The 17669-nt window shown below is 69.4% G+C and carries 20 protein-coding genes; 12 read left to right on the top strand and 8 right to left on the bottom strand.

Annotated features, from left to right (window positions below):
- Positions 1 to 126 precede the first annotated feature (126 nt).
- Complete coding sequence (locus ACFWI9_RS17765) at positions 127 to 678, top strand: SixA phosphatase family protein (RefSeq protein WP_387162970.1); 552 nt, start codon at positions 127 to 129, stop codon at positions 676 to 678.
- A 55-nt stretch (positions 679 to 733) separates the two neighbouring features.
- Here ACFWI9_RS17765 and ACFWI9_RS17770 read toward each other — a convergent pair whose 3' ends face one another.
- Together ACFWI9_RS17770 and ACFWI9_RS17775 are read right to left on the bottom strand one after the other, a co-directional pair.
- Positions 734 to 979, bottom strand: a complete 246-nt coding sequence (locus ACFWI9_RS17770; RefSeq protein ID WP_387162972.1) for a type II toxin-antitoxin system RelE/ParE family toxin — start codon at positions 977 to 979, stop codon at positions 734 to 736.
- Positions 976 to 1236: a type II toxin-antitoxin system Phd/YefM family antitoxin gene (locus ACFWI9_RS17775; protein WP_387162973.1), complete on the bottom strand. Its 261-nt coding sequence runs from the start codon at positions 1234 to 1236 to the stop codon at positions 976 to 978. The genes ACFWI9_RS17770 and ACFWI9_RS17775 overlap by 4 nt, the downstream gene beginning before the upstream one ends.
- A gap of 192 nt (positions 1237 to 1428) precedes the next feature.
- Between ACFWI9_RS17775 and ACFWI9_RS17780 the strand changes: the two genes are divergently transcribed.
- From ACFWI9_RS17780 to ACFWI9_RS17800, 5 genes are all read left to right on the top strand, one after another.
- Positions 1429 to 2910, top strand: a complete 1482-nt coding sequence (locus tag ACFWI9_RS17780; protein ID WP_387162975.1) for an aldehyde dehydrogenase family protein — start codon at positions 1429 to 1431, stop codon at positions 2908 to 2910.
- A gap of 29 nt (positions 2911 to 2939) precedes the next feature.
- The gene (locus ACFWI9_RS17785; RefSeq protein ID WP_387162977.1) at positions 2940 to 4487 is read left to right on the top strand and encodes a GMC family oxidoreductase; all 1548 of its coding nucleotides are present in this window, start codon (positions 2940 to 2942) and stop codon (positions 4485 to 4487) included.
- Entirely contained in the window at positions 4484 to 5608 is a 1125-nt protein-coding gene (locus ACFWI9_RS17790; RefSeq protein WP_387162979.1) for a glycine betaine/L-proline ABC transporter ATP-binding protein, read from the top strand. Before ACFWI9_RS17785 ends, ACFWI9_RS17790 begins: the two co-directional genes overlap by 4 nt.
- Before the next feature lie 64 nt (positions 5609 to 5672).
- The gene (locus ACFWI9_RS17795; RefSeq protein WP_387162980.1) at positions 5673 to 7649 is read left to right on the top strand and encodes an ABC transporter permease; all 1977 of its coding nucleotides are present in this window, start codon (positions 5673 to 5675) and stop codon (positions 7647 to 7649) included.
- Between the two features lie 62 nt (positions 7650 to 7711).
- A complete protein-coding gene (locus ACFWI9_RS17800) occupies positions 7712 to 8683 on the top strand; it encodes an ABC transporter substrate-binding protein (RefSeq protein WP_387162982.1) in 972 nt (323 codons plus the stop codon).
- A gap of 85 nt (positions 8684 to 8768) precedes the next feature.
- On the opposite strand, the gene ACFWI9_RS17805 is transcribed toward ACFWI9_RS17800, so the two are convergent.
- From ACFWI9_RS17805 to ACFWI9_RS17815, 3 genes are all read right to left on the bottom strand, one after another.
- Complete coding sequence (locus tag ACFWI9_RS17805) at positions 8769 to 9161, bottom strand: VOC family protein (protein WP_387162983.1); 393 nt, start codon at positions 9159 to 9161, stop codon at positions 8769 to 8771.
- Between the two features lie 102 nt (positions 9162 to 9263).
- The gene (locus ACFWI9_RS17810; RefSeq protein ID WP_387162984.1) at positions 9264 to 9785 is read right to left on the bottom strand and encodes a carboxymuconolactone decarboxylase family protein; all 522 of its coding nucleotides are present in this window, start codon (positions 9783 to 9785) and stop codon (positions 9264 to 9266) included.
- Positions 9786 to 9851: 66 nt separating this feature from the next.
- Positions 9852 to 10556 (bottom strand): aminotransferase class I/II-fold pyridoxal phosphate-dependent enzyme, encoded by a 705-nt coding sequence (locus ACFWI9_RS17815; protein WP_387163019.1) that lies wholly within the window; start codon positions 10554 to 10556, stop codon positions 9852 to 9854.
- 47 nt (positions 10557 to 10603) lie between these two features.
- On the opposite strand from ACFWI9_RS17815, the gene ACFWI9_RS17820 reads away from it, so the two are divergent.
- Together ACFWI9_RS17820 and ACFWI9_RS17825 are read left to right on the top strand one after the other, a co-directional pair.
- Entirely contained in the window at positions 10604 to 11320 is a 717-nt protein-coding gene (locus ACFWI9_RS17820) for a hypothetical protein (protein WP_387162986.1), read from the top strand.
- A complete protein-coding gene (locus tag ACFWI9_RS17825; RefSeq protein ID WP_387162988.1) occupies positions 11317 to 12021 on the top strand; it encodes an HAD family hydrolase in 705 nt (234 codons plus the stop codon). Before ACFWI9_RS17820 ends, ACFWI9_RS17825 begins: the two co-directional genes overlap by 4 nt.
- Before the next feature lie 12 nt (positions 12022 to 12033).
- Here the strand turns inward: ACFWI9_RS17825 and ACFWI9_RS17830 are convergent, their stop codons facing one another.
- On the bottom strand, positions 12034 to 12543 hold the full coding sequence (locus ACFWI9_RS17830; protein ID WP_387162990.1) for a hypothetical protein: 510 nt from the start codon (positions 12541 to 12543) through the stop codon (positions 12034 to 12036).
- Between the two features lie 214 nt (positions 12544 to 12757).
- On the opposite strand from ACFWI9_RS17830, the gene ACFWI9_RS17835 reads away from it, so the two are divergent.
- Positions 12758 to 15073, top strand: coding sequence for a hypothetical protein (locus ACFWI9_RS17835; protein WP_387162992.1), 2316 nt, complete (start codon positions 12758 to 12760; stop codon positions 15071 to 15073).
- 138 nt (positions 15074 to 15211) lie between these two features.
- Here ACFWI9_RS17835 and ACFWI9_RS17840 read toward each other — a convergent pair whose 3' ends face one another.
- Positions 15212 to 15469 (bottom strand): hypothetical protein, encoded by a 258-nt coding sequence (locus tag ACFWI9_RS17840; RefSeq protein ID WP_387162993.1) that lies wholly within the window; start codon positions 15467 to 15469, stop codon positions 15212 to 15214.
- Positions 15466 to 15720: a hypothetical protein gene (locus ACFWI9_RS17845; RefSeq protein ID WP_387162995.1), complete on the bottom strand. Its 255-nt coding sequence runs from the start codon at positions 15718 to 15720 to the stop codon at positions 15466 to 15468. Before ACFWI9_RS17845 ends, ACFWI9_RS17840 begins: the two co-directional genes overlap by 4 nt.
- A gap of 104 nt (positions 15721 to 15824) precedes the next feature.
- Here ACFWI9_RS17845 and ACFWI9_RS17850 point away from each other — a divergent pair, with 104 nt between their 5' ends.
- The 3 genes from ACFWI9_RS17850 to ACFWI9_RS17860 form a co-directional block, all read left to right on the top strand.
- Positions 15825 to 16664 carry a Scr1 family TA system antitoxin-like transcriptional regulator gene (locus ACFWI9_RS17850; protein ID WP_387162996.1) on the top strand — a complete coding sequence of 280 codons (840 nt, stop codon included), beginning with the start codon at positions 15825 to 15827 and terminating at the stop codon, positions 16662 to 16664.
- Positions 16661 to 16873: a DUF397 domain-containing protein gene (locus tag ACFWI9_RS17855; protein WP_387162997.1), complete on the top strand. Its 213-nt coding sequence runs from the start codon at positions 16661 to 16663 to the stop codon at positions 16871 to 16873. The genes ACFWI9_RS17850 and ACFWI9_RS17855 overlap by 4 nt, the downstream gene beginning before the upstream one ends.
- Before the next feature lie 70 nt (positions 16874 to 16943).
- Positions 16944 to 17669, top strand: a 726-nt coding sequence (locus ACFWI9_RS17860; protein ID WP_387162999.1) for an aminotransferase class I/II-fold pyridoxal phosphate-dependent enzyme, incomplete at its 3' end; no start/stop codon positions are given.

The raw sequence follows: 17669 nt of genomic DNA on the forward strand, positions 1-17669 counted from the left end.
TGCCTGTGGGCCCGGGGCGCGGGGCGGGGCGCGGAGCGGGCCTAATGCTCTAGGGGGCCGGGCCGGGGCCCCCGGCGGGGGGGGGCCCCCGCAGCGCTTTGACGGGCCCTGTGCCAACCTGGGGCCATGACTCCCGGTACCGGTAGCGGCCACGAGCAGAGCGGCATCCGTCTGGTGCTGCTGAGGCATGCCAAATCCGCGACGCCGCAGGGCGTCGAGGACCATGAGCGTCCGCTTGCCCCGCAAGGCCGCGATGACGCCGCGGAGGCCGGCCGGCTGCTCCGCGAGATGGACTGCGCGCCGGACCTGGTGATCTGCTCCCCGTCCCTGCGTACCCGCGAGACCTGGGCCCACGCGGCCGCCTCCCTGGGCGGCGGCGAGCTACCCGTGACCTTCGACGATCGGGTGTACGAGGCCGGACCCGACGAGCTCATGACTGTGCTGCGCGAGGTGCCGCCGGACGCGGTCACAGCGCTGCTGGTCGGCCACAACCCCGGCATCGAGGAGCTGGCCGCCGCGCTCAGCGGTGACGCGGACCCGGACTCCCTAGCCTGGATGACGGAGAAGTTCCCGACCGCCGCCTTCGCCGTGTTCGCTGTGGACACCAGCTGGTCGGCGCTGGGCCCCGGAACGGCCCGGCTGGTGTCCTTCGTGGTGGCCAGGGCGTCGCACGACTGACACGACTGAACTGACTGCCATCACGCCGATCGCCGAGCCGCAGCCGGGTCGGGTTTCAGCGCAGGCGCCCGAGGTGGATCACGCTGACGCGGATCCGCAGATCACTGATCTCATACAGCACCCGGTAGCGGCCGACGTGGACCCGCAACAGGTCAGCACTGCCGAACGCGCCTTCGGGGCGAGGGTTGCCCGCGAGGCGGTCGACGGCGCTGAACACTTGCCGCATACCGTGAGGGTCGTCCTTGGCGAACCGCTCTGCCTGGGTGAGGGCCTCTGGTTCCCAGATGACCTCGTAACTCACGCCTCACCCGCACCGAACACGCGGTTGTACGCCTCGTCATGCGAGACACCGGCGTCCTCGCCCCGGACCTGTCGGGCGCGGTAGGCGGCCAGAGCCCGTAGCTCCTGGAGCTCCAGAGCGTCAGCCGGGCTGACCAGTATCGCGACGGTCTGCCCGTGATCGGTGATGGCGACTGGCTCACGGGTCACACCGACCTCGCGCGCGATGGCGCCCAGGCTTGCACGGGCTTCAACGATCGAGTAGGTCTTCTCCATCATGCACACCACCTTACGGAAGTGTGCACTTCCCGTCATGAGAACGGACGGCCTGCTGCGAGACCGGGACTCGGAAAGTGAGGCCGACCACTTCCAGCCACCCGTCACGCATGCTTTCGCAACCCCGGGGCAGGCGATCCGCTCACCAGTCTCTGCTGGTGAGAGACATACCGGGAATGGAAGGCCAAACGCGACGTGTCAGTACAACTGACCATCCACGTGGACGGAGATTGGCGTAAAGCCGACTCTGGAGCCACGCGAGAGATCATCGACCCCGTCGACGCCACCGCCTTCGCCGTCGTGGCGGAGGGTGGCGACGCGGATACCGATGCCGCGATCGCCGCCGCGCGCCGCGCGTTCGATCACGGGGACTGGCCCCGCACACCGGTGGCCGAGCGGGCCGCCCTGCTGCGGCGGGTCGCGGGACTGCTGCGCCGGGACCGCGAGCAGCTCGGACTGCTCGAGAGCCGGGACGCCGGGAAGACGGCGGAGGAAGGGCGCGTCGACATCGACTGCGTCGCCGACGCGTTCGCGTACTTCGCCGACCTGGTCGTGAACGAGACCGGACGTGTCGTGGACGCCGGCTCCAGCGAGATCCACAGCGTGGTCGTGCATGAGCCCGTGGGCGTGTGTGCGCTGATCACGCCCTGGAACTACCCGCTGCTCCAGGCCAGCTGGAAGATCGCCCCGGCGCTCGCCGCCGGCAACACCTTCGTGATCAAGCCCAGCGAGATCACCCCGCTGACCACGGTCGCGCTGATCCACCTGCTCCAGGAGGCCGGTCTCCCCGCCGGTGTCGCCAATATCGTCACCGGCGCCGGCGACACCGTCGGCGCCCGCCTCGCCGAGCACCCCGATGTCGACCTCGTGTCCTTCACCGGCGGCATCGTCAGCGGCACCAAGGTCATGCGCGCCGCCGCCGACACCGTCAAGAAGGTCGCCCTGGAGCTCGGCGGCAAGAACCCGAACGTGGTCTTCGCCGACGCCTGCGCCACCGAGGCGGGCTTCGACACCGCCGTGGACCAGGCCCTGAACGCCGCCTTCATCCACAGCGGGCAGGTCTGCTCGGCCGGTTCCCGGCTGATCATCGAGGAGTCCCTCCGCGAGCGCTTCGTGGACGAGCTCGCCCGCCGTGCCGAGAAGATCCGTATCGGCCGCGGCACGGACGAGGGCGTCGAGTGCGGCCCCCTCGTCTCCGCGCAGCAGCTCGCCAGGACCGAGGAGTACGTGGCCTCCGCCCTGGACGAAGGCGCCGTGCTGCGCGCGGGCGGCATCCGGCCCGAAGGCCCCGGCTACTTCTACCGGCCCACCGTCCTCGACCACTGCCACCGCGCCATGAGGGTGATCCGCGAGGAGGTCTTCGGCCCGGTCCTGACCGTGGAGACCTTCCGCACCGAGGACGAGGCCGTCGCCCTCGCCAACGACACCGAGTACGGCCTCGCGGGCGCCGTGTGGAGCGGCGACCCCGGGCGCGCCAGGCGCGTCGCCGGGCGGCTGCGCCACGGCACGGTCTGGATCAACGACTTCCACCCCTACCTCCCGCAGGCGGAGTGGGGCGGTTTCGGCAAGTCCGGCATCGGCCGGGAGCTCGGCCCGGCCGGGCTCGCCGAGTACCGCGAGACCAAGCACATCTACCAGAACCTCGCCCCGCGCCCCGTGCGCTGGTTCGCAGGCTGACCCGGACGCGGAGCAGGAAAAAACACACCATGGACAAGACCAAGCACATACCCGAGTACGACTATGTCGTGGTCGGGGGCGGTACCGCTGGTTCGGTGATCGCCTCCCGCCTCACCGAGAACCCGGACACCACCGTCGCCGTCATCGAAGGCGGCCCGAGCGATGTCGGCCGTGACGACGTGCTGACCCTGCGCCGCTGGATGGGTCTGCTCGGCGGGGAGCTGGACTACGACTACCCCACCACCGAGCAGCCGCGCGGCAACTCCCATATCCGGCACAGCCGCGCCCGGGTGCTCGGCGGCTGCTCGTCGCACAACACCCTCATCGCCTTCAAGCCGCTGCCGTCCGACTGGGACGAGTGGGAGGAGTCCGGCGCCGCGGGCTGGAACGCGGCGGCCATGGACCCGTACTTCGACCGGCTGCTCAACAACATCGTGCCGGTGGACGACGCGGACCGTAACGCGATCGCCCGCGACTTCGTGGACGCCGCCCAGGCCGCGCTCGGCGTCCCCCGGGTCGAGGGCTTCAACAAGAAGCCGTTCGACGACGGCGCAGGCTTCTTCGACCTCGCCTACCACCCCGAGAACAACAAGCGTTCCTCGGCTTCGGTGGCCTACCTCCACCCGGTGATGGACGAGCGGCCCAACCTCGCCATCCTGCTGGAGACCTGGGCGTACCGGCTGGAGCTGGACGGCTCCCGCGCCACCGGGGTCCATGTACGCGGCAAGGACGGTGAGGAGCGGCTGATCACCGCGCGCCGCGAAGTCATCGTCTGCGCCGGCGCGGTCGACACCCCGCGGCTGCTGATGCACTCCGGTATCGGGCCCAAGTCCGATCTGGAGGCGCTCGGCATCCCCGTCGTCCACGATCTGCCGGGCGTCGGCGAGAACCTGCTCGACCACCCCGAGTCGGTGATCGTCTGGGAGACCCACGGGCCGATCCCGGAGAACTCGGCGATGGACTCCGACGCCGGTCTGTTCGTGCGCCGGGACCCCGAACACCAGGGCCCTGACCTGATGTTCCACTTCTACCAGATCCCCTTCACCGACAATCCGGAGCGGCTCGGCTACGAACGCCCGCCGCACGGTGTGTCGATGACCCCGAACATCCCCAAGCCGCGCAGCCGCGGCCGGGTCTACCTCACCAGCGCAGACCCGGAGGTCAAGCCCGCGCTCGACTTCCGCTACTTCACGGACGAGGACGACTACGACGGCCGCACCCTCGTGGACGGCATCCGCATAGCCCGTGAGATCGCCAGGGCCGAGCCGCTCGCGGGCTGGCTCAAGCGGGAGGTCTGCCCGGGGCCCGAGGTGACGGGCGACGAGGAGCTGAGTGAGTACGCGCGCAAGGTCGCGCACACCGTCTACCACCCGGCCGGTACCTGCCGCATGGGTGCCGCGGCCGACGAACTCGCCGTGGTCGCCCCCGACCTGAAGGTCCGGGGTCTGGACGGGATCCGTATCGCGGACGCCTCCGTCTTTCCGACGATGCCGGCCGTGAATCCGATGATCGGCGTCCTGATGGTGGGCGAGAAGTGTGCCGAACTGCTGAAGGAAACGGGGAGTGAGACCCGATGACCGAAACCACCAAAGCCACTGAAGCCACCAAGGTGTCCAAGGTGACCGAAGCGACCAGCGAGGCCGCCGCGACCGGCGACTCGCCGGTGTTCGCCGTACGCGACCTGTGGAAGGTCTTCGGACCCAAGGCCGACCGCGTCCCGCGGTCGCCCGAGCTCGCCGCCCTCGACCCCGCCGAACTGCGCGAACGCACCGGCTGCACCGCCGCCGTACGCGATGTGAGCTTCGATGTGCGCCGCGGCGAGGTGTTCGTCGTCATGGGTCTGTCCGGCTCAGGGAAGTCGACCCTCGTCCGCTGTCTGACCCGCCTGATCGAACCGACCTCCGGCTCCATCGCCATCGACGGCGAGGACGTGCTGTCCATGGACAAGACACGGCTGCGTGAACTGCGCAGGCACCGGGCCTCGATGGTGTTCCAGCACTTCGGCCTGCTGCCGCACCGCTCCGTGCTCGACAACGTGGCCTACGGCCTGGAGATCCAGGGCGTCGGCCGGTCCGCGCGCCGCGCCAAGGCCGCCGAGTTCGTCGCCAAGGTCGGCCTCGAAGGCATGGAGCACCGCCGTCCCGGCCAGCTCTCCGGTGGTCAGCAGCAGCGTGTCGGCCTTGCCCGCGCCCTCGCCGTCGATCCCGAGGTGCTGCTCTTCGACGAGCCGTTCAGCGCGCTCGACCCGCTGATCCGGCGCGACATGCAGGACGAGGTCGTCCGGCTGCACCGCGAGGAAGGCCGCACGATGGTCTTCATCACCCACGATCTGAGCGAGGCCCTGCGTCTCGGTGACCGGATCGCGCTGATGCGGGACGGCCGGATCGTGCAGCTCGGCACGCCCGAGGAGATCGTGGGCTCACCGGCCGACGACTACGTACGGGACTTCGTCCGCGATGTGCCGCGTGAGCAGGTCCTGACCGTCCGTACGGCGATGCGCCCGGCCGTCGACGCCAAGGAGGCCGAGGCCGGTCCCGCCGTGTCCCCCGACGCCACCGTCTTCGAGGCCATCGAGACGGTCGCCCGCGTGGGCGTGCCCGCCCGGGTGATGGACAAGGGCCGCTGTGTCGGCGTGGTCGACCACGCCGCGCTGCTCGCCGTGGTCGCCGGTGTCGACACGACGGCGGTGGCGGCATGACAGGCAAGGACGAACCCGGTCGAACGCCCATGACCCGGCAGTCTCAGAAGGTGAGGTGGTGCGGATGAGCGGCATCACAGTGGACGCGGTTACCAAGAAGCCCGGAGCCCTGGACGCGGCGCCCGGGCAGTCCGGCGGGCTCGGCGACTTCGTACGCCGCCGCCGCGGACTGCTCGCGGGCGGCGGCGCCCTGGCCGTACTCGTCGTCCTCGGCGCGCTGCTGCTCGGCGGCGGGGGCTGGCCGTCGGCGCTGAGCGTGGACATCTCGGCGCCGCTCGACGACGCCAACGACTGGGTGATCGACAACCGCGACACCCACCCCCTGTTCCTCTACTTCCTGCTGCACCTGTCCAACACCGCGACCGACGCGGTCAACGGCGTGTATCAGGGCCTTGACGCGCTCGGCTGGCTGGGAGTGGTCGCCGCCGGAGTGCTGGTCGCCTGGCGGGCCGCCGGACTCGGCACGCGCGGCGCCCGTGTGGCGCTCACCGCGCTCGGCGCGTTCGCCGTCTGCGGGCTGCTCGGCATGTGGGACGCCACCCTGATCACCATCGCGCTCATGGTGGTCGCCGTGGCGGTGGCCGCCGTGCTCGGTGCGCTGATCGGACTGCTCGCCGGAGTCTTCGACCGCTTCGACCGGGCGCTGCGCCCGGTGCTGGACACCATGCAGGTGCTCCCGGCGTTCGCGTACCTGCTGCCGTTCGTGCTGGTCTTCGGCACGGGCACGCCCGCCGCGCTGTTCTGCACGGTGATCTACGCCGCCCCGCCGATGGCCCGGCTCACCGCGCTGGGCCTGCGCGGCGCAGACGCGGGCGCCCTGGAGGCCGCGCGGTCGCTGGGCGCGAGCGGCTGGCAGCGGCTGTGGACGGCCCGGCTGCCGCTGGCCCGCAAGCAGATGCTGCTCGGCCTCAACCAGACGATCATGATGGCGCTCTCGATGGTCGTCATCGCCGCCCTGGTCGGCGCAGGAGGCCTCGGCGAGGAGGTCTACTCGGCGCTGTCCACGACGGACGTCGGCAAGGCCTTCGCCGCAGGTGTCCCGATCGTGCTGATCGCCATCTGGCTGGACCGTACGACGGCCGCCGCGGGCGACCGTCTCGCCGCCACGGAACCGGGCGGCGGCTGGCTGCACGGCGGCCGGGCCTGGGCGCTGGTCGCCGCGGGCGTCGGCGCCGCCGCCGCCGTACGCACCACCACCTGGCCCGAGGCATGGACGTACGAGATCTCCACGCCGGTGAACCAGGCCCAGGAGTGGATCACCGACAACCTGGCCTTCGTGGAGGTCTGGGCCCGGGAGTTCACGCTGTGGATCCTGAACCCGCTGCGGGACACCCTCATGTGGCTGCCCTGGTGGTCGGTGCTGCTGCTCGTGGCCGCCGTGGCGTGGCTGGTGGGCAACTGGGTCTCCGCGCTCACGGCGACCGCCGCGATGGGCGCTGTCGGCGCGCTCGGTGTCTGGGCCAAGTCCCTGGACACGCTGTCCCAGGTGCTCGCCGCGCTGGTGGTCACCCTGGTGCTGGGCATCCTCGTCGGTGTGCTCAGCGCGCGCGCCGGATGGCTGGAGCGGCTGCTGCGCCCGCTGCTGGACGCGATGCAGACGATGCCGCAGTTCGTGTACCTGATCCCGGTGGTGGCGCTGTTCGGCGCCACCCGCACGTCGGCGATCGTCGCCGCGGTCGTGTACGCGCTGCCCGCCGTCGTACGGATCACCACCCAGGGCCTGCGCGAGGTCGACCCGGGCGCGATGGAGGCAGCGCGCTCACTCGGTTCGTCCGCACGCCAGCAGCTCTTCGGCGTCCAGCTCCCGCTGGCCCGCCCGGCCCTGCAACTCGCCGTCAACCAAGGCGTGGTTCTGGTGCTGGCCGTGGTCGTCGTCGGCGGCCTCGTCGGTGGCGGTGCGCTCGGCTACGACGTCGTGAAGGGCCTGTCCCGGGGCGAGATGGGCCTCGGCATGACGGCCGGTATCGCGATCGTCTGCCTGGGACTCGTCCTGGACCGGATCACCCAGCCCGCGGCTCGTACCGCACGCAAGCACAGCTGACCTTCCTTCCCACCCCGCACAGCCGTTCCCCCTTTGCCTGACCGACAGGAGTACCGAGTCCCATGCGTACTGTCCGAAACTCACGCACCACCCGCACCGCCATCGCGCTGGTCGGCGCCCTCGGCGTCCTCTCCCTCTCCGCCTGCGGCGCCGCCGAGACCGGCAAGAGCAGCGATGTCAGCGGCGGCAAGACAGTGAAACTGACCGTCCCGTCGTGGGTCGGCGCCCAGGCCAACGTGGCCGTGGCCAAGCACATCCTGGAGAAGGAGCTCGGCTACAAGGTCAAGACCCAGCAGATGGGCGAGGTGCTCGCCTGGGACGCGCTGTCCAAGGGCGACATCGACGCCGTACTGGAGGACTGGGGCCATCCCAAGGAGGAGAAGCAGTACGTCGAGACGAAGAAGACCGTCGTCAACGGCGGTGACATAGGCGTCACCGGCCACATCGGCTGGTACGTCCCGAAGTACTTCGCCGACAAGCACCCCGATGTCACCGACTGGAAGAACCTCAACAAGTACGCCAAGGAGTTCAGGACGGCGGAGAGTGGTGACAAGGGTGAGCTGCTGGAGGGCTCGCCGGACTACGTCACCAACGATGACGCGATCATCAAGAACCTGAAGCTGGACCTGAAGACCAACTACGCGGGTTCCGAGGCGGCCCAGATCACGGCGATGAAGAAGTACGCGAAGGAGCAGAAGCCCTTCCTGACGTACTGGTGGACGCCGCAGTGGCTGAACGCCGAGATCGACATGGTCGAGGTCAAGCTGCCCGAGTACAAGGAGGGCTGCGACGCCGACCCGGAGAAGGTCGCCTGCGCCTACCCGCACACCCCGCTGCAGAAGTGGTTCAACGCCGACTTCGCCAAGAAGGGCGGTGAGGCGGCCGAGTTCCTGAAGAACTTCAAGTGGACGACGGAGCAGCAGAACGCGGTCGCCCTGATGATCGCGGACCAGAAGATGTCGCCGGAGGCGGCGGCGGAGAAGTGGGTCAAGGAGAACGAGACCACCTGGAAGGCCTGGCTCCCGAAGAAGTAGGAGCAGCAGCAGCCGTGAGCGTACGAGCGGGCGATCCCGGGCCCACCCCCACTGCCCCGGGCCCGCCCGCTCGTACGGTGAACGGCTACCGCGGCTTGGTAGCGAGCTGGATCAGGTTTCCGCAGGTGTCGTCGAACACGGCGACGGTGACGGGTCCCATCTCCGCGGGCTCCTGGGTGAACCGCACGCCGAGGCCGCACAGGCGCTCGTACTCCGCCCGGACATCGTCAACGGCGAACTGTGCGAGCGGGATGCCGTCCTTGACCAGTGCGTCGCGGTAGGTCCTGGCGGCCGGGTGGCGTGCCGGTTCCAGAAGGAGTTCGGTGCCGCCCGGCTCGTCGGGCGATACGACCGTCAGCCACCGGTCCTGCGCGCCCACCGGGACGTCGTGCTTCTTCACGAAGCCCAGGATCTCGGTGTAGAAGCTCAGCGCCCTGGCCTGGTCATCGACGAAGACACTGGTCAGATGGATCTTCATGAGGTGCTCTCCGCTGTGAGACGGTCGTCGGCCACGACGCCAGGATAGGCCGGAGCACCCCCGTGTCCCCGGCTTGTCCTCGGCCCCGTGCCCGCGGTCCGCTCAGTGCGCGAACTGCCCCGGCGTGTAGTGCCCCGGCACGGCCCGCGTGGTGACACCGAACCGGTTCCAGGCGTTGATCACCGTGATCGCGGCGATCAACTGCGCCAGCTCCGCCTCCTCGAAGTGCTCAGCCGCCCTCTCGTACACCTCGTCCGGTACAAAACCGTCGGTCAGCACAGTGACCGCCTCTGTCAGCTCGATCGCGGCGATCTCCTTCGGCGTATAGAAGTGCCGCGACTCCTCCCACGCGCTGAGCTGGATGATCCGCTCGACCGACTCCCCGGCCGCGAGGGCGTCCTTGGAGTGCATGTCGAGGCAGAAGGCACAGTGGTTGAGCTGCGAGGCACGCAGCTTGACCAGCTCCAGCAGCAGGGGATCAAGGCCCTTACTCGACGCCGCGTCCAGTCGGATCATGGCCTTGTAGACCTCGGGCGCGTGCTTGGCCCACTCCATGCGGGGGGCGTGCTCGGGGCTCAGCTCGTGGTTCTCGCCGTGCTCGTGACGGGTGTGGTGCGTGGTCATGAAACGACCGTAAGGGCCCTGTGACGCACTGATGAGGTCCAATTCCGCGGCGAATGACTGGGCCAATCAAGCGAAACAGGCGTCGAAGGCCGAGACCAGGGCGTCCAGCGCAGCGCTGTAAGCGTGCTCGGAGGGCCGTCCGTAGCCGATGATGACGCCTTGGCGGGCGGCGGGCAGTTCACCGCGCTCCGACAGATAGCCGAGGGCCAGTCCGCGGGCCTGCGCGGCGGCTCGGATGTCGCGCTCGCTGGGGCCGTCCGGGGGCAGGAGGGCCAGGGCGTGCAGTCCGGCCGCGACACCGGTCAGCTCGATCGGAAAGCCCGCGAGACGGTGGCGGAGCCGGTCCCGGCGGCGGCGGTAGCGCTGGCGGGACACGCGGATGTGGCGGTCGTAGCCGTGCCGGGTGATCAGATCGGCCAGAGCCAGCTGGCCGAGGTGCTCGGTGTGGTGGTCGGAGTGCGCCCTGGCGTCGGCGACCGGGGCGATCAGCCGGGGCGGCAGCACCATCCAGCCGATCCGCAGCGCCGCGCCGAGCGTCTTGGACGTGGTGCCCAGGTAGGCCACCTGGTCGGGTCCGGCGCCTTGGAGCGCCCCGACGGGCTTGCGGTCGTAGCGGTATTCGGCGTCGTAGTCGTTCTCGATGACCAGCCCGCCCGACGAGCGCGCCCAGTCGAGCAGGGCGCGGCGCCGGTCGGGGTGGAGGGCGCGGCCGGTCGGGTACTGGTGGGCCGGGGTGACCTCCGCCGCGTCCGCCTCCAGGCCGCAGAGCAGCCGGCGGCCTCGCCGGACTGCTGCTGTCCCGGACGGTCGGCGGCCTGGTGGCGCAAGCCATCGGCTGGCGGGCTCTGTTCGCGGGAGCGGCGGCCGTCACCGTGCTGCTGGCCGCCGTGCTGACCCGCGTGATGCCGCAGGCGCCTTCCGACCTGGCCGTCCCTTACCGGGACCAGATGCGCGCCACCGTGCGCCTGGCCGCCACCCACCGCCGACTGCGGCGGCGCTCGCTCATCGGGGCGTGCTCGTTCGGAGCGTTCGCCGTGTTCTGGTCGACCGTCGCCCTCCACCTCGCCGAGCCGCCCTATGCGTACGGCCCCGCGCAGATCGGCCTGCTGGCCCTGGCCGGCGCCGCCGGAGCGCTCGCCGCCCGCCGGCTCGGCGCCGCTGCCGACCGTGCGGACGGGGACCGGGCGGCCGGAGTCCGGGCCACCCGGGTAGCGCTCATCTCCGGTGTCGCGTCCTTCGCCGCACTGTGGGCAGGAGGCCGCCATCTCGGCTGGCTGATCGTCGGGCTTCTGGTCCTGGACACCGCCGCCAACGCCACCCACCTGCTCAACATGCGCGTCGTTTACGGAATCGAAGACGCCCGGGGCCGCCTCGCCTCGGCTTACATGACCCTCTACACCCTCGGCGGTGCCATCGGCGCGGCCACCGGACCGCTCCTCTACGCGGTCGGCGGTTGGACCGCCACCTGCCTGCTCGGCGCCGCGTTCCTCGCGGTCGCACTCGCCCTGACCCACCCAAGAACGGAGCGCCCATGACACCCGGGCTGGTCATCCTCGACAACGACGGCGTCCTCGTGGACAGCGAACCCGTCGCGCACCGCGTGCTGGCCGAGTATCTGACGGAACTGGGCTTCCCCTTCACCCGCGAGGAGTCCTACCGGCACTTCCTCGGCAACGCCGCCCGCAACGTCCACCGGGTCGTCGCCGACCGGTACGGCGGCGAACTCCCCGCTGATTTCACCGCACGCTGCCATGAGCGGGTGTTCGCGGCCTTCCGGCAGGGGCTGAACCCCGTCCCCGGCGCCCGGGCCCTGCTCTCCGGACTACGCCGCCGTGGTATCCCCTACTGCCTGGCGTCCTCGTCCGACCACACCTGGATCGACCTCAGCCTCACCCAGACCGGCCTGCGCACCCGGCTGCCGCCCGGCACGGTCTTCAGCGCCCAGGACGTCGGCGGCATCGGCAAACCCGCCCCCGACCTCTTCCTGCATGCCGCCGCGTCATTCGGCATGGACCCCTCCGAATGCGTGGTCATCGAGGACAGTCCCAACGGAATCCTCGCCGCGAGAGCCGCCCGTATGCCCGTCATCGGCTATACGGCCCTTACGCCCGCGAGCAGGCTCGCAGGGGCGACGGCCCTGGTGCCCCGACTGGTCGAGGTTCTCGACCACCTCGACCGCCTCGACCGTCTCGATGACGCCCGGCAGCGGAGGAAGGGGACGCGCACCATCCGCTGAAGGCTGGTCATGTCACCCTGTCTTGGGCCGCTGTACGCCGTCGTCCTCCTTCACCGGACACCAGGTGGGATCCTTCTCCCGCTGCGCATCGGCGGCGATCTGCATCCATCCGTGCTCCTCGGCGAACACTTCGCCGGTTCCTTCACCCAGGGCCCGTCGGACGATTTCGCACACGTGGACCGGTCCCGCCTTGTGGACGGGATCGACGATCACGACAGGATCGTCGTCCTCATGACCGGACCGGTCCCAGTGGCCTCCGGCGGTGAAAAGGATGGTTTCCCCGAGGTAGGCGCCCAGCCCGCGGATGTAGAGGTTGATTCCGGCTGCGTTGCCTGGCTGATCCTGGTAGGCGAGGGCGGCGGCTTCCAGGGCGGGCAGGCTCGCGGGGCTGTAGTCGCAGACGAAGTCACCGGGCAATGGCAGGCCGTCGTGTGCGATGAGTTTGCTGATTTCGATGGCGATCTCGTCCAGCCATACGGTCTGGGCTTGGCTGGAGCTGTGGGGATATTCGCTGAGGGGCATGGATTGAGCGTAGGCGTCAGGTGTGACGAAAGAGTAAGTGAACTGCAAACGTGACGTGTTGGGCCGGAGTGTGGCGATCTAACGCCTGTTGCCAATGGGTTGATGCGAATTAGGGTGGCGATTCGTGGTCGCATCAACGGGGGGCGTGCGCCACGCCATTCGGGGGTCCTGCCCTCGGATCGTTGTTTCCCTGCCCCCGTAAGGGGACCGATTCATGCACTCCGCGATACGTGTGCGCGGCCGCTCCTGGCTGCGTGCGGTGGCTGTCGTGCTCGGCGCCACCACTTTGGCTGCCGGGCCGTTACCGGGCCTGGGCGGGGCTGCTGAGGCCGCCCCCGGGCCGGACCGCTGCCAGGACAAGTACGGCACCGGCCCGACCCCGCCGCCCCGCTCCACACTTCCCGGCTACAAGCCCGCGGGTCCCGACAGGTGGCAGACCCCGAATGCGGCCGACAAGTTCTATGACTACGATCATCTCGCTCTCGGGTACGGCGACCTGGACGACCCCGACAAGATCACCATTCCCCCGGGCAAGACGAAGAAGGACTTCGCATGGGGAAGCCCTGAGCACTCGGTGCTGTCCTGGAAGGAGAACCAGGCCACCAGTAAGAAGTACGAGGGTTCTTACAACGAGTGGCTGAACAACGTCTACGCCCGCAACGAGGGAAACAACAAGCGCGGCGCCGGGTTCGAACGCGAAGTCGTCCGGCACTTCAACCTCGGCGGCGTCGACTGGCTGTGCCAAAAGCGGCTCAAGGACATGGACCCCAAGCTGCACAAGGAACTCGAACGCGTCCTCGGCAAGAACGTGATGAAGGACGGTCGTACCTTCGACGCGGTCAATCCGCGCACCAGGACCATCTATGAGATGAAGTCCGGGATCGACCAGTCCCGCCCCGGTCAGCTCAAGATCGACGCCGAACTCGTCAAGCGCGGATGGCGCGTGGTCTACATCAACGGCCAGCACCCCGACCCCACCACCGTCGGCAAGTACAAGGCTGCCGGCGTCCAGTACTACCGGCACGGCGCCACCCCCAATCCGCGGTTTGAGACCGGCCGTTGGACCCCTCGTAGCACCACGCTGCTGACCCCGGACCCGAACAGGCCGTCGTTCGGTGCCGGTGCCAACACCGTCAGGCAGTCGCCGCCCACCCCGGCAGATGTCCGGCGCATGCAGGAACGCGCGGCCGGCAGGGTCACCGACCCCGGTCAGAACATGCGCTCTTACGGCGGTATCGACTTCTCGACGCTCGATATCTCCTACATCGGGCAGACGGCCGGGGGAAACGTCTCCTACGCCTTCAGCGCGAAGAACACCGAGGAAGGCGAAGGCGGCTGGGGAGGCAAGGAGAAGGCGCAGCTCATCAATGACGCGTTCTTCACCTGGCTCGCCCTCACCCCGGATCACTTCTGGGTCAACCTCAACCCCGACGACCCCGACACCATCATGAAGGCGCCGTTCGACAAGACCGACGCTGGGCGCATCCTCCTTGAAGCCGACATGGAGATGAAGCGCGACTTCGGCCGCGCCCAGGACCCCGAGACCGAATCCGGCCGTCGCTTCTGGAACGAGATCTCCAAGGTCGACGGCGCCCCCTGCATGGGCTCGACCCGGAACTGGATCACGCCGAAGAAGGCCAAGGTGCGCCAGGAGGACGACGGCCTCTACATCCTGGACGCGCCGTTGGATGTCAAGGCGGTGAACGAGGACTACAGCACCCCCGGCCCCGGCGGCGCGATGCCCTGTGAGCTGACCGAGGCACAGAAGCGGCACAACATCCGCGTCTACCGGGACACGCTGGTGCCGGTGGTGACCAAGCTGGTCAACCAGGATGCCAAGTACGCCGACCTGCGGCGCGTCTACAAGGCACGCATCGCGGCCGAGTACGTGCGCCAGACCGTCACCAAAGACCCTGATGCGTTCGGCGGCTCGTTCGCCGAGATCGTCAACAGCGACAACGTCAAGCGCTGGCCGCTGCGCGGGAAGAACGCCGACTGGGACAAGATGACCGTCTGGCGCGAGATGAGGAAGTCGTACACCGAAGGTGACTTCAAGTACGAGATCCCTGTCGGCGGCCAGGTGTGGACGTACACCGTAGGCGGCGTCGATATGACCCAGCAGCCCCAGCAGCCCATCAGCAAGGCGGACTTCCAGGCCGAGAAGCCGAACCTGCCGTCAGTGACCAAGGGTGCCCGGAACGAGGTACTCGGCTACCAGGACACAGGGACCACGCTGCTCGGTGGCGACAACTCCGGTACGGCTGGAGGCGGGAAGCCCACCCCGACTCCGACCCCGACCGGGCCGGACGCCCCCACTCCGAGCGACGGTCCCTCCTCGCCCCCGGCCCCCGGCCCGTCGACCAGCACGCCTGGAGGTGAGCCTACCCAGGGGCCGAGCGATCCGGACGGCGACCTCGCCGGCACCGGATCCAGCCTCCCGGTCAAGCTCCTCTCCGCACTGGCCGCGGCCCTCCTCTGCTCCGGCGCGGCCCTGGTGTGGTGGAAGAAGCGCCGTAGCGCCGGAAGTTAGCCCATCTCTGCACTCCGATGGCATGGGAAGGCCCCGCTTTGGCGGGGCCTTCCGTGCGCCGGAGGCGAAGTCCTTGATCGTCTTGAGCATCTCGAGGTGCTCGGAGCCGATGACGGGGATGCTCGCCGTACCGGGGCTTCACGCCGCGCCTTCCCGCCACATGACCCAGGGACGCTCGATCACCTCGGCGTAGCTGGTGTGTTCGGGGTGCTCGCGGAGGTGTGTGAACGCCCAGGTCTGCGGTGCGGTGGGGTCGTCGCCGGGGGGCGAGGTGGCGGCGCATTCGTTGTCGTCGTCGGTGAGTGCGAGGCACCGCAGCGCGTACGTGGTCGGCGGGGCGTCGTCATCCCGGTCCGGCCGCAACGTCCAGTTGACGAACGCGAGCCGGCGCCTCACAGGTACTCACCCCTGCTGCGCGCGTTCGCCCGCGCAGTCTCGGCGCGCAGCCGCTGCTCGGGGCTGGCCGGCCGGGCGTCCTCCGGGCGCACGCTCCACTCGCACCCTCCGGTGATCGGACGCAGGTACCAGAGCCCGTGCGCCTCACCGCGAAACTCACCGATCTTGTCCTGCGCGTCCACCAGGAGCGTGCCACGGGTCGGAACGTGTGGGGGGTCCTGCGGCTCAGCGGGATTGCTCGTGTCATGCACAGGCCGCTCCTCTCTGTAGTGATTCCACTACCAAGTGACACCAGGGTGCTTTAGAGTTGGCTGCCGCTCAACGTGTCAACTCGGAACGGAGAGTTGGTGGCGAGTTGGTCAATCTCAAGGAATTGAACCCAGAGGGTGGCCCGGCGGAAGCCTTCGGTGCACGTCTGCGGCAGATGCGCGAGGTGCGCGGCTGGCGCCAGGAGGACCTCGGCTTCGAGATGGGCTATTCCGGCACGCATGTCTCGGCCGTGGAAACTGGTCGCAAGATGCCGACTCTTCGGTTCGCGCGTAAGGCGGACATAGCCTTCGGTCTGGCCGGAACGGCCGACACATTCGAACGCCAGTGGCGTGAGCTCCGGAACGGGAGTCTGCTGGAAGGCTTTCCGGAGTTCCTCGGGTACGAGGGCCGGGCCGCCGAGATCCGGCTGTATGAGGTGGGGGTCATACCGGGCCTGCTCCAGACGCCGGATTATGCGAAGGCACTTGCCTATAGCGCTGTGAAGCGGGGCGCGATCACCAGCGAGCAGGCGGATGAGCGCGTCGCGCTCATCGCGGAGCGTCAGTCCGTGCTGCTGCGGACGAATCCGCCGCTGGTGTTCGTGGTGCTGGACGAAGGCTGCGTCCGTCGCCCCGTCGGTGGATCCGCCGTCATGGAGGCCCAGTTGGCTCGGCTGCTGGATTTCGCCGAGCTACCGAACAGCGTGCTCCAGCTCGCCCCGTTCAGCATGGGGGAGCGACGACCGTTCAATCTGCCTCTCTACCTGCTCACCATGGCGGATCGCTCGCTGATGTCCTATGCCGAGTCCTCCCATCGGGGGCAACTGGAGCGTGAAAGCACTTTCGTCCTGCCCTTGCTGACGGCCTACCATCAGCTACAGGCTCACGCCCTCTCGCAGGATGGGTCCGTGGCCTTGATCAGTCAGATACGAAAGGGCACCTCGTGACGACGACCGATTCCCCCCGCTGGTTCAAGTCCTCCTACAGTGACAACGGCGGTGCCTGCGTCGAGGTTGCCGCGAACCTCGTGGCCTCGCGCGGTGTGGTTCCCGTTCGTGACTCCAAGGATGCTGCGGGCCCCGTTCTGGACTTCGCCGCCGACTCCTTCCGCACCTTCGTGACCGGTGTCAGGACGGGCGAGTTCGGCACCGTCTGACCCGCTTCCGTTAACGCCCGGCCGGGCTTCCCGGCCGGGCGTTTCCCGGGGGCGAGTAGGGTCCACGTCCATGGCGGACGAATGGGCGGGCTTCGGGGTTGACCTGCACCTCGAACTGCGTGGACAGGGGCTGCGCGCCGGGCTCGTGGACGCGTTGCGGGAGGCCGCGCGCACCGGGCGGCTCGCGCCTGGGACGCGGTTGCCGTCGTCCCGTACGCTCGCCGCCGATCTGGGCATCGCCCGCAACACCGTCGCCGAGGCCTACGCCGAACTCGTCGCCGAGGGCTGGCTCACCGCCCGCCAGGGCTCCGGCACCCGGGTCGCCCAGCGTGCGGCCCCGCGCAGGACTGCGAACCAGAAGGCGGCTCTGCCTCGCGTCGAGCGGGTCACCCAGCGCCCCGCGCACCGCCTTGTGGCCGGCTCACCCGATCTGGCGTCCTTCCCGCGTGCCGAGTGGCTCAAGGCGGCGCGGCGGGCGTTGACAACCGCTCCGCATGAGGCGTTCGGGTACGGGGATCCGTGCGGGCGCATCGAGTTGCGTACCGCCCTCGCGGGCTATCTGGCGCGGGCGCGCGGGGTGTACGCCGAGCCGGAGCACATCGTGATCTGTTCCGGTTTCGTCCACGGGCTTTCGCTGCTCGGCACCGTGCTGCGGCGGCAGCGGAAGGTGCGGGAGGTGGCGGTGGAGGCGTACGGGTACGCCGTGCACCGCAAGCGGCTGAGCGATACCGGGCTTGGGGGGGGGGGCAGGGGGGGAGGCGCCGCGCGGGGGCGGAGCCGGGGAGACGCGAGCCCC

Origin of the sequence: Streptomyces sp. NPDC127084 (assembly GCF_042724175.1) — a bacterium.
In the GTDB taxonomy this organism is placed as follows: Bacteria; Actinomycetota; Actinomycetes; order Streptomycetales; family Streptomycetaceae; genus Streptomyces.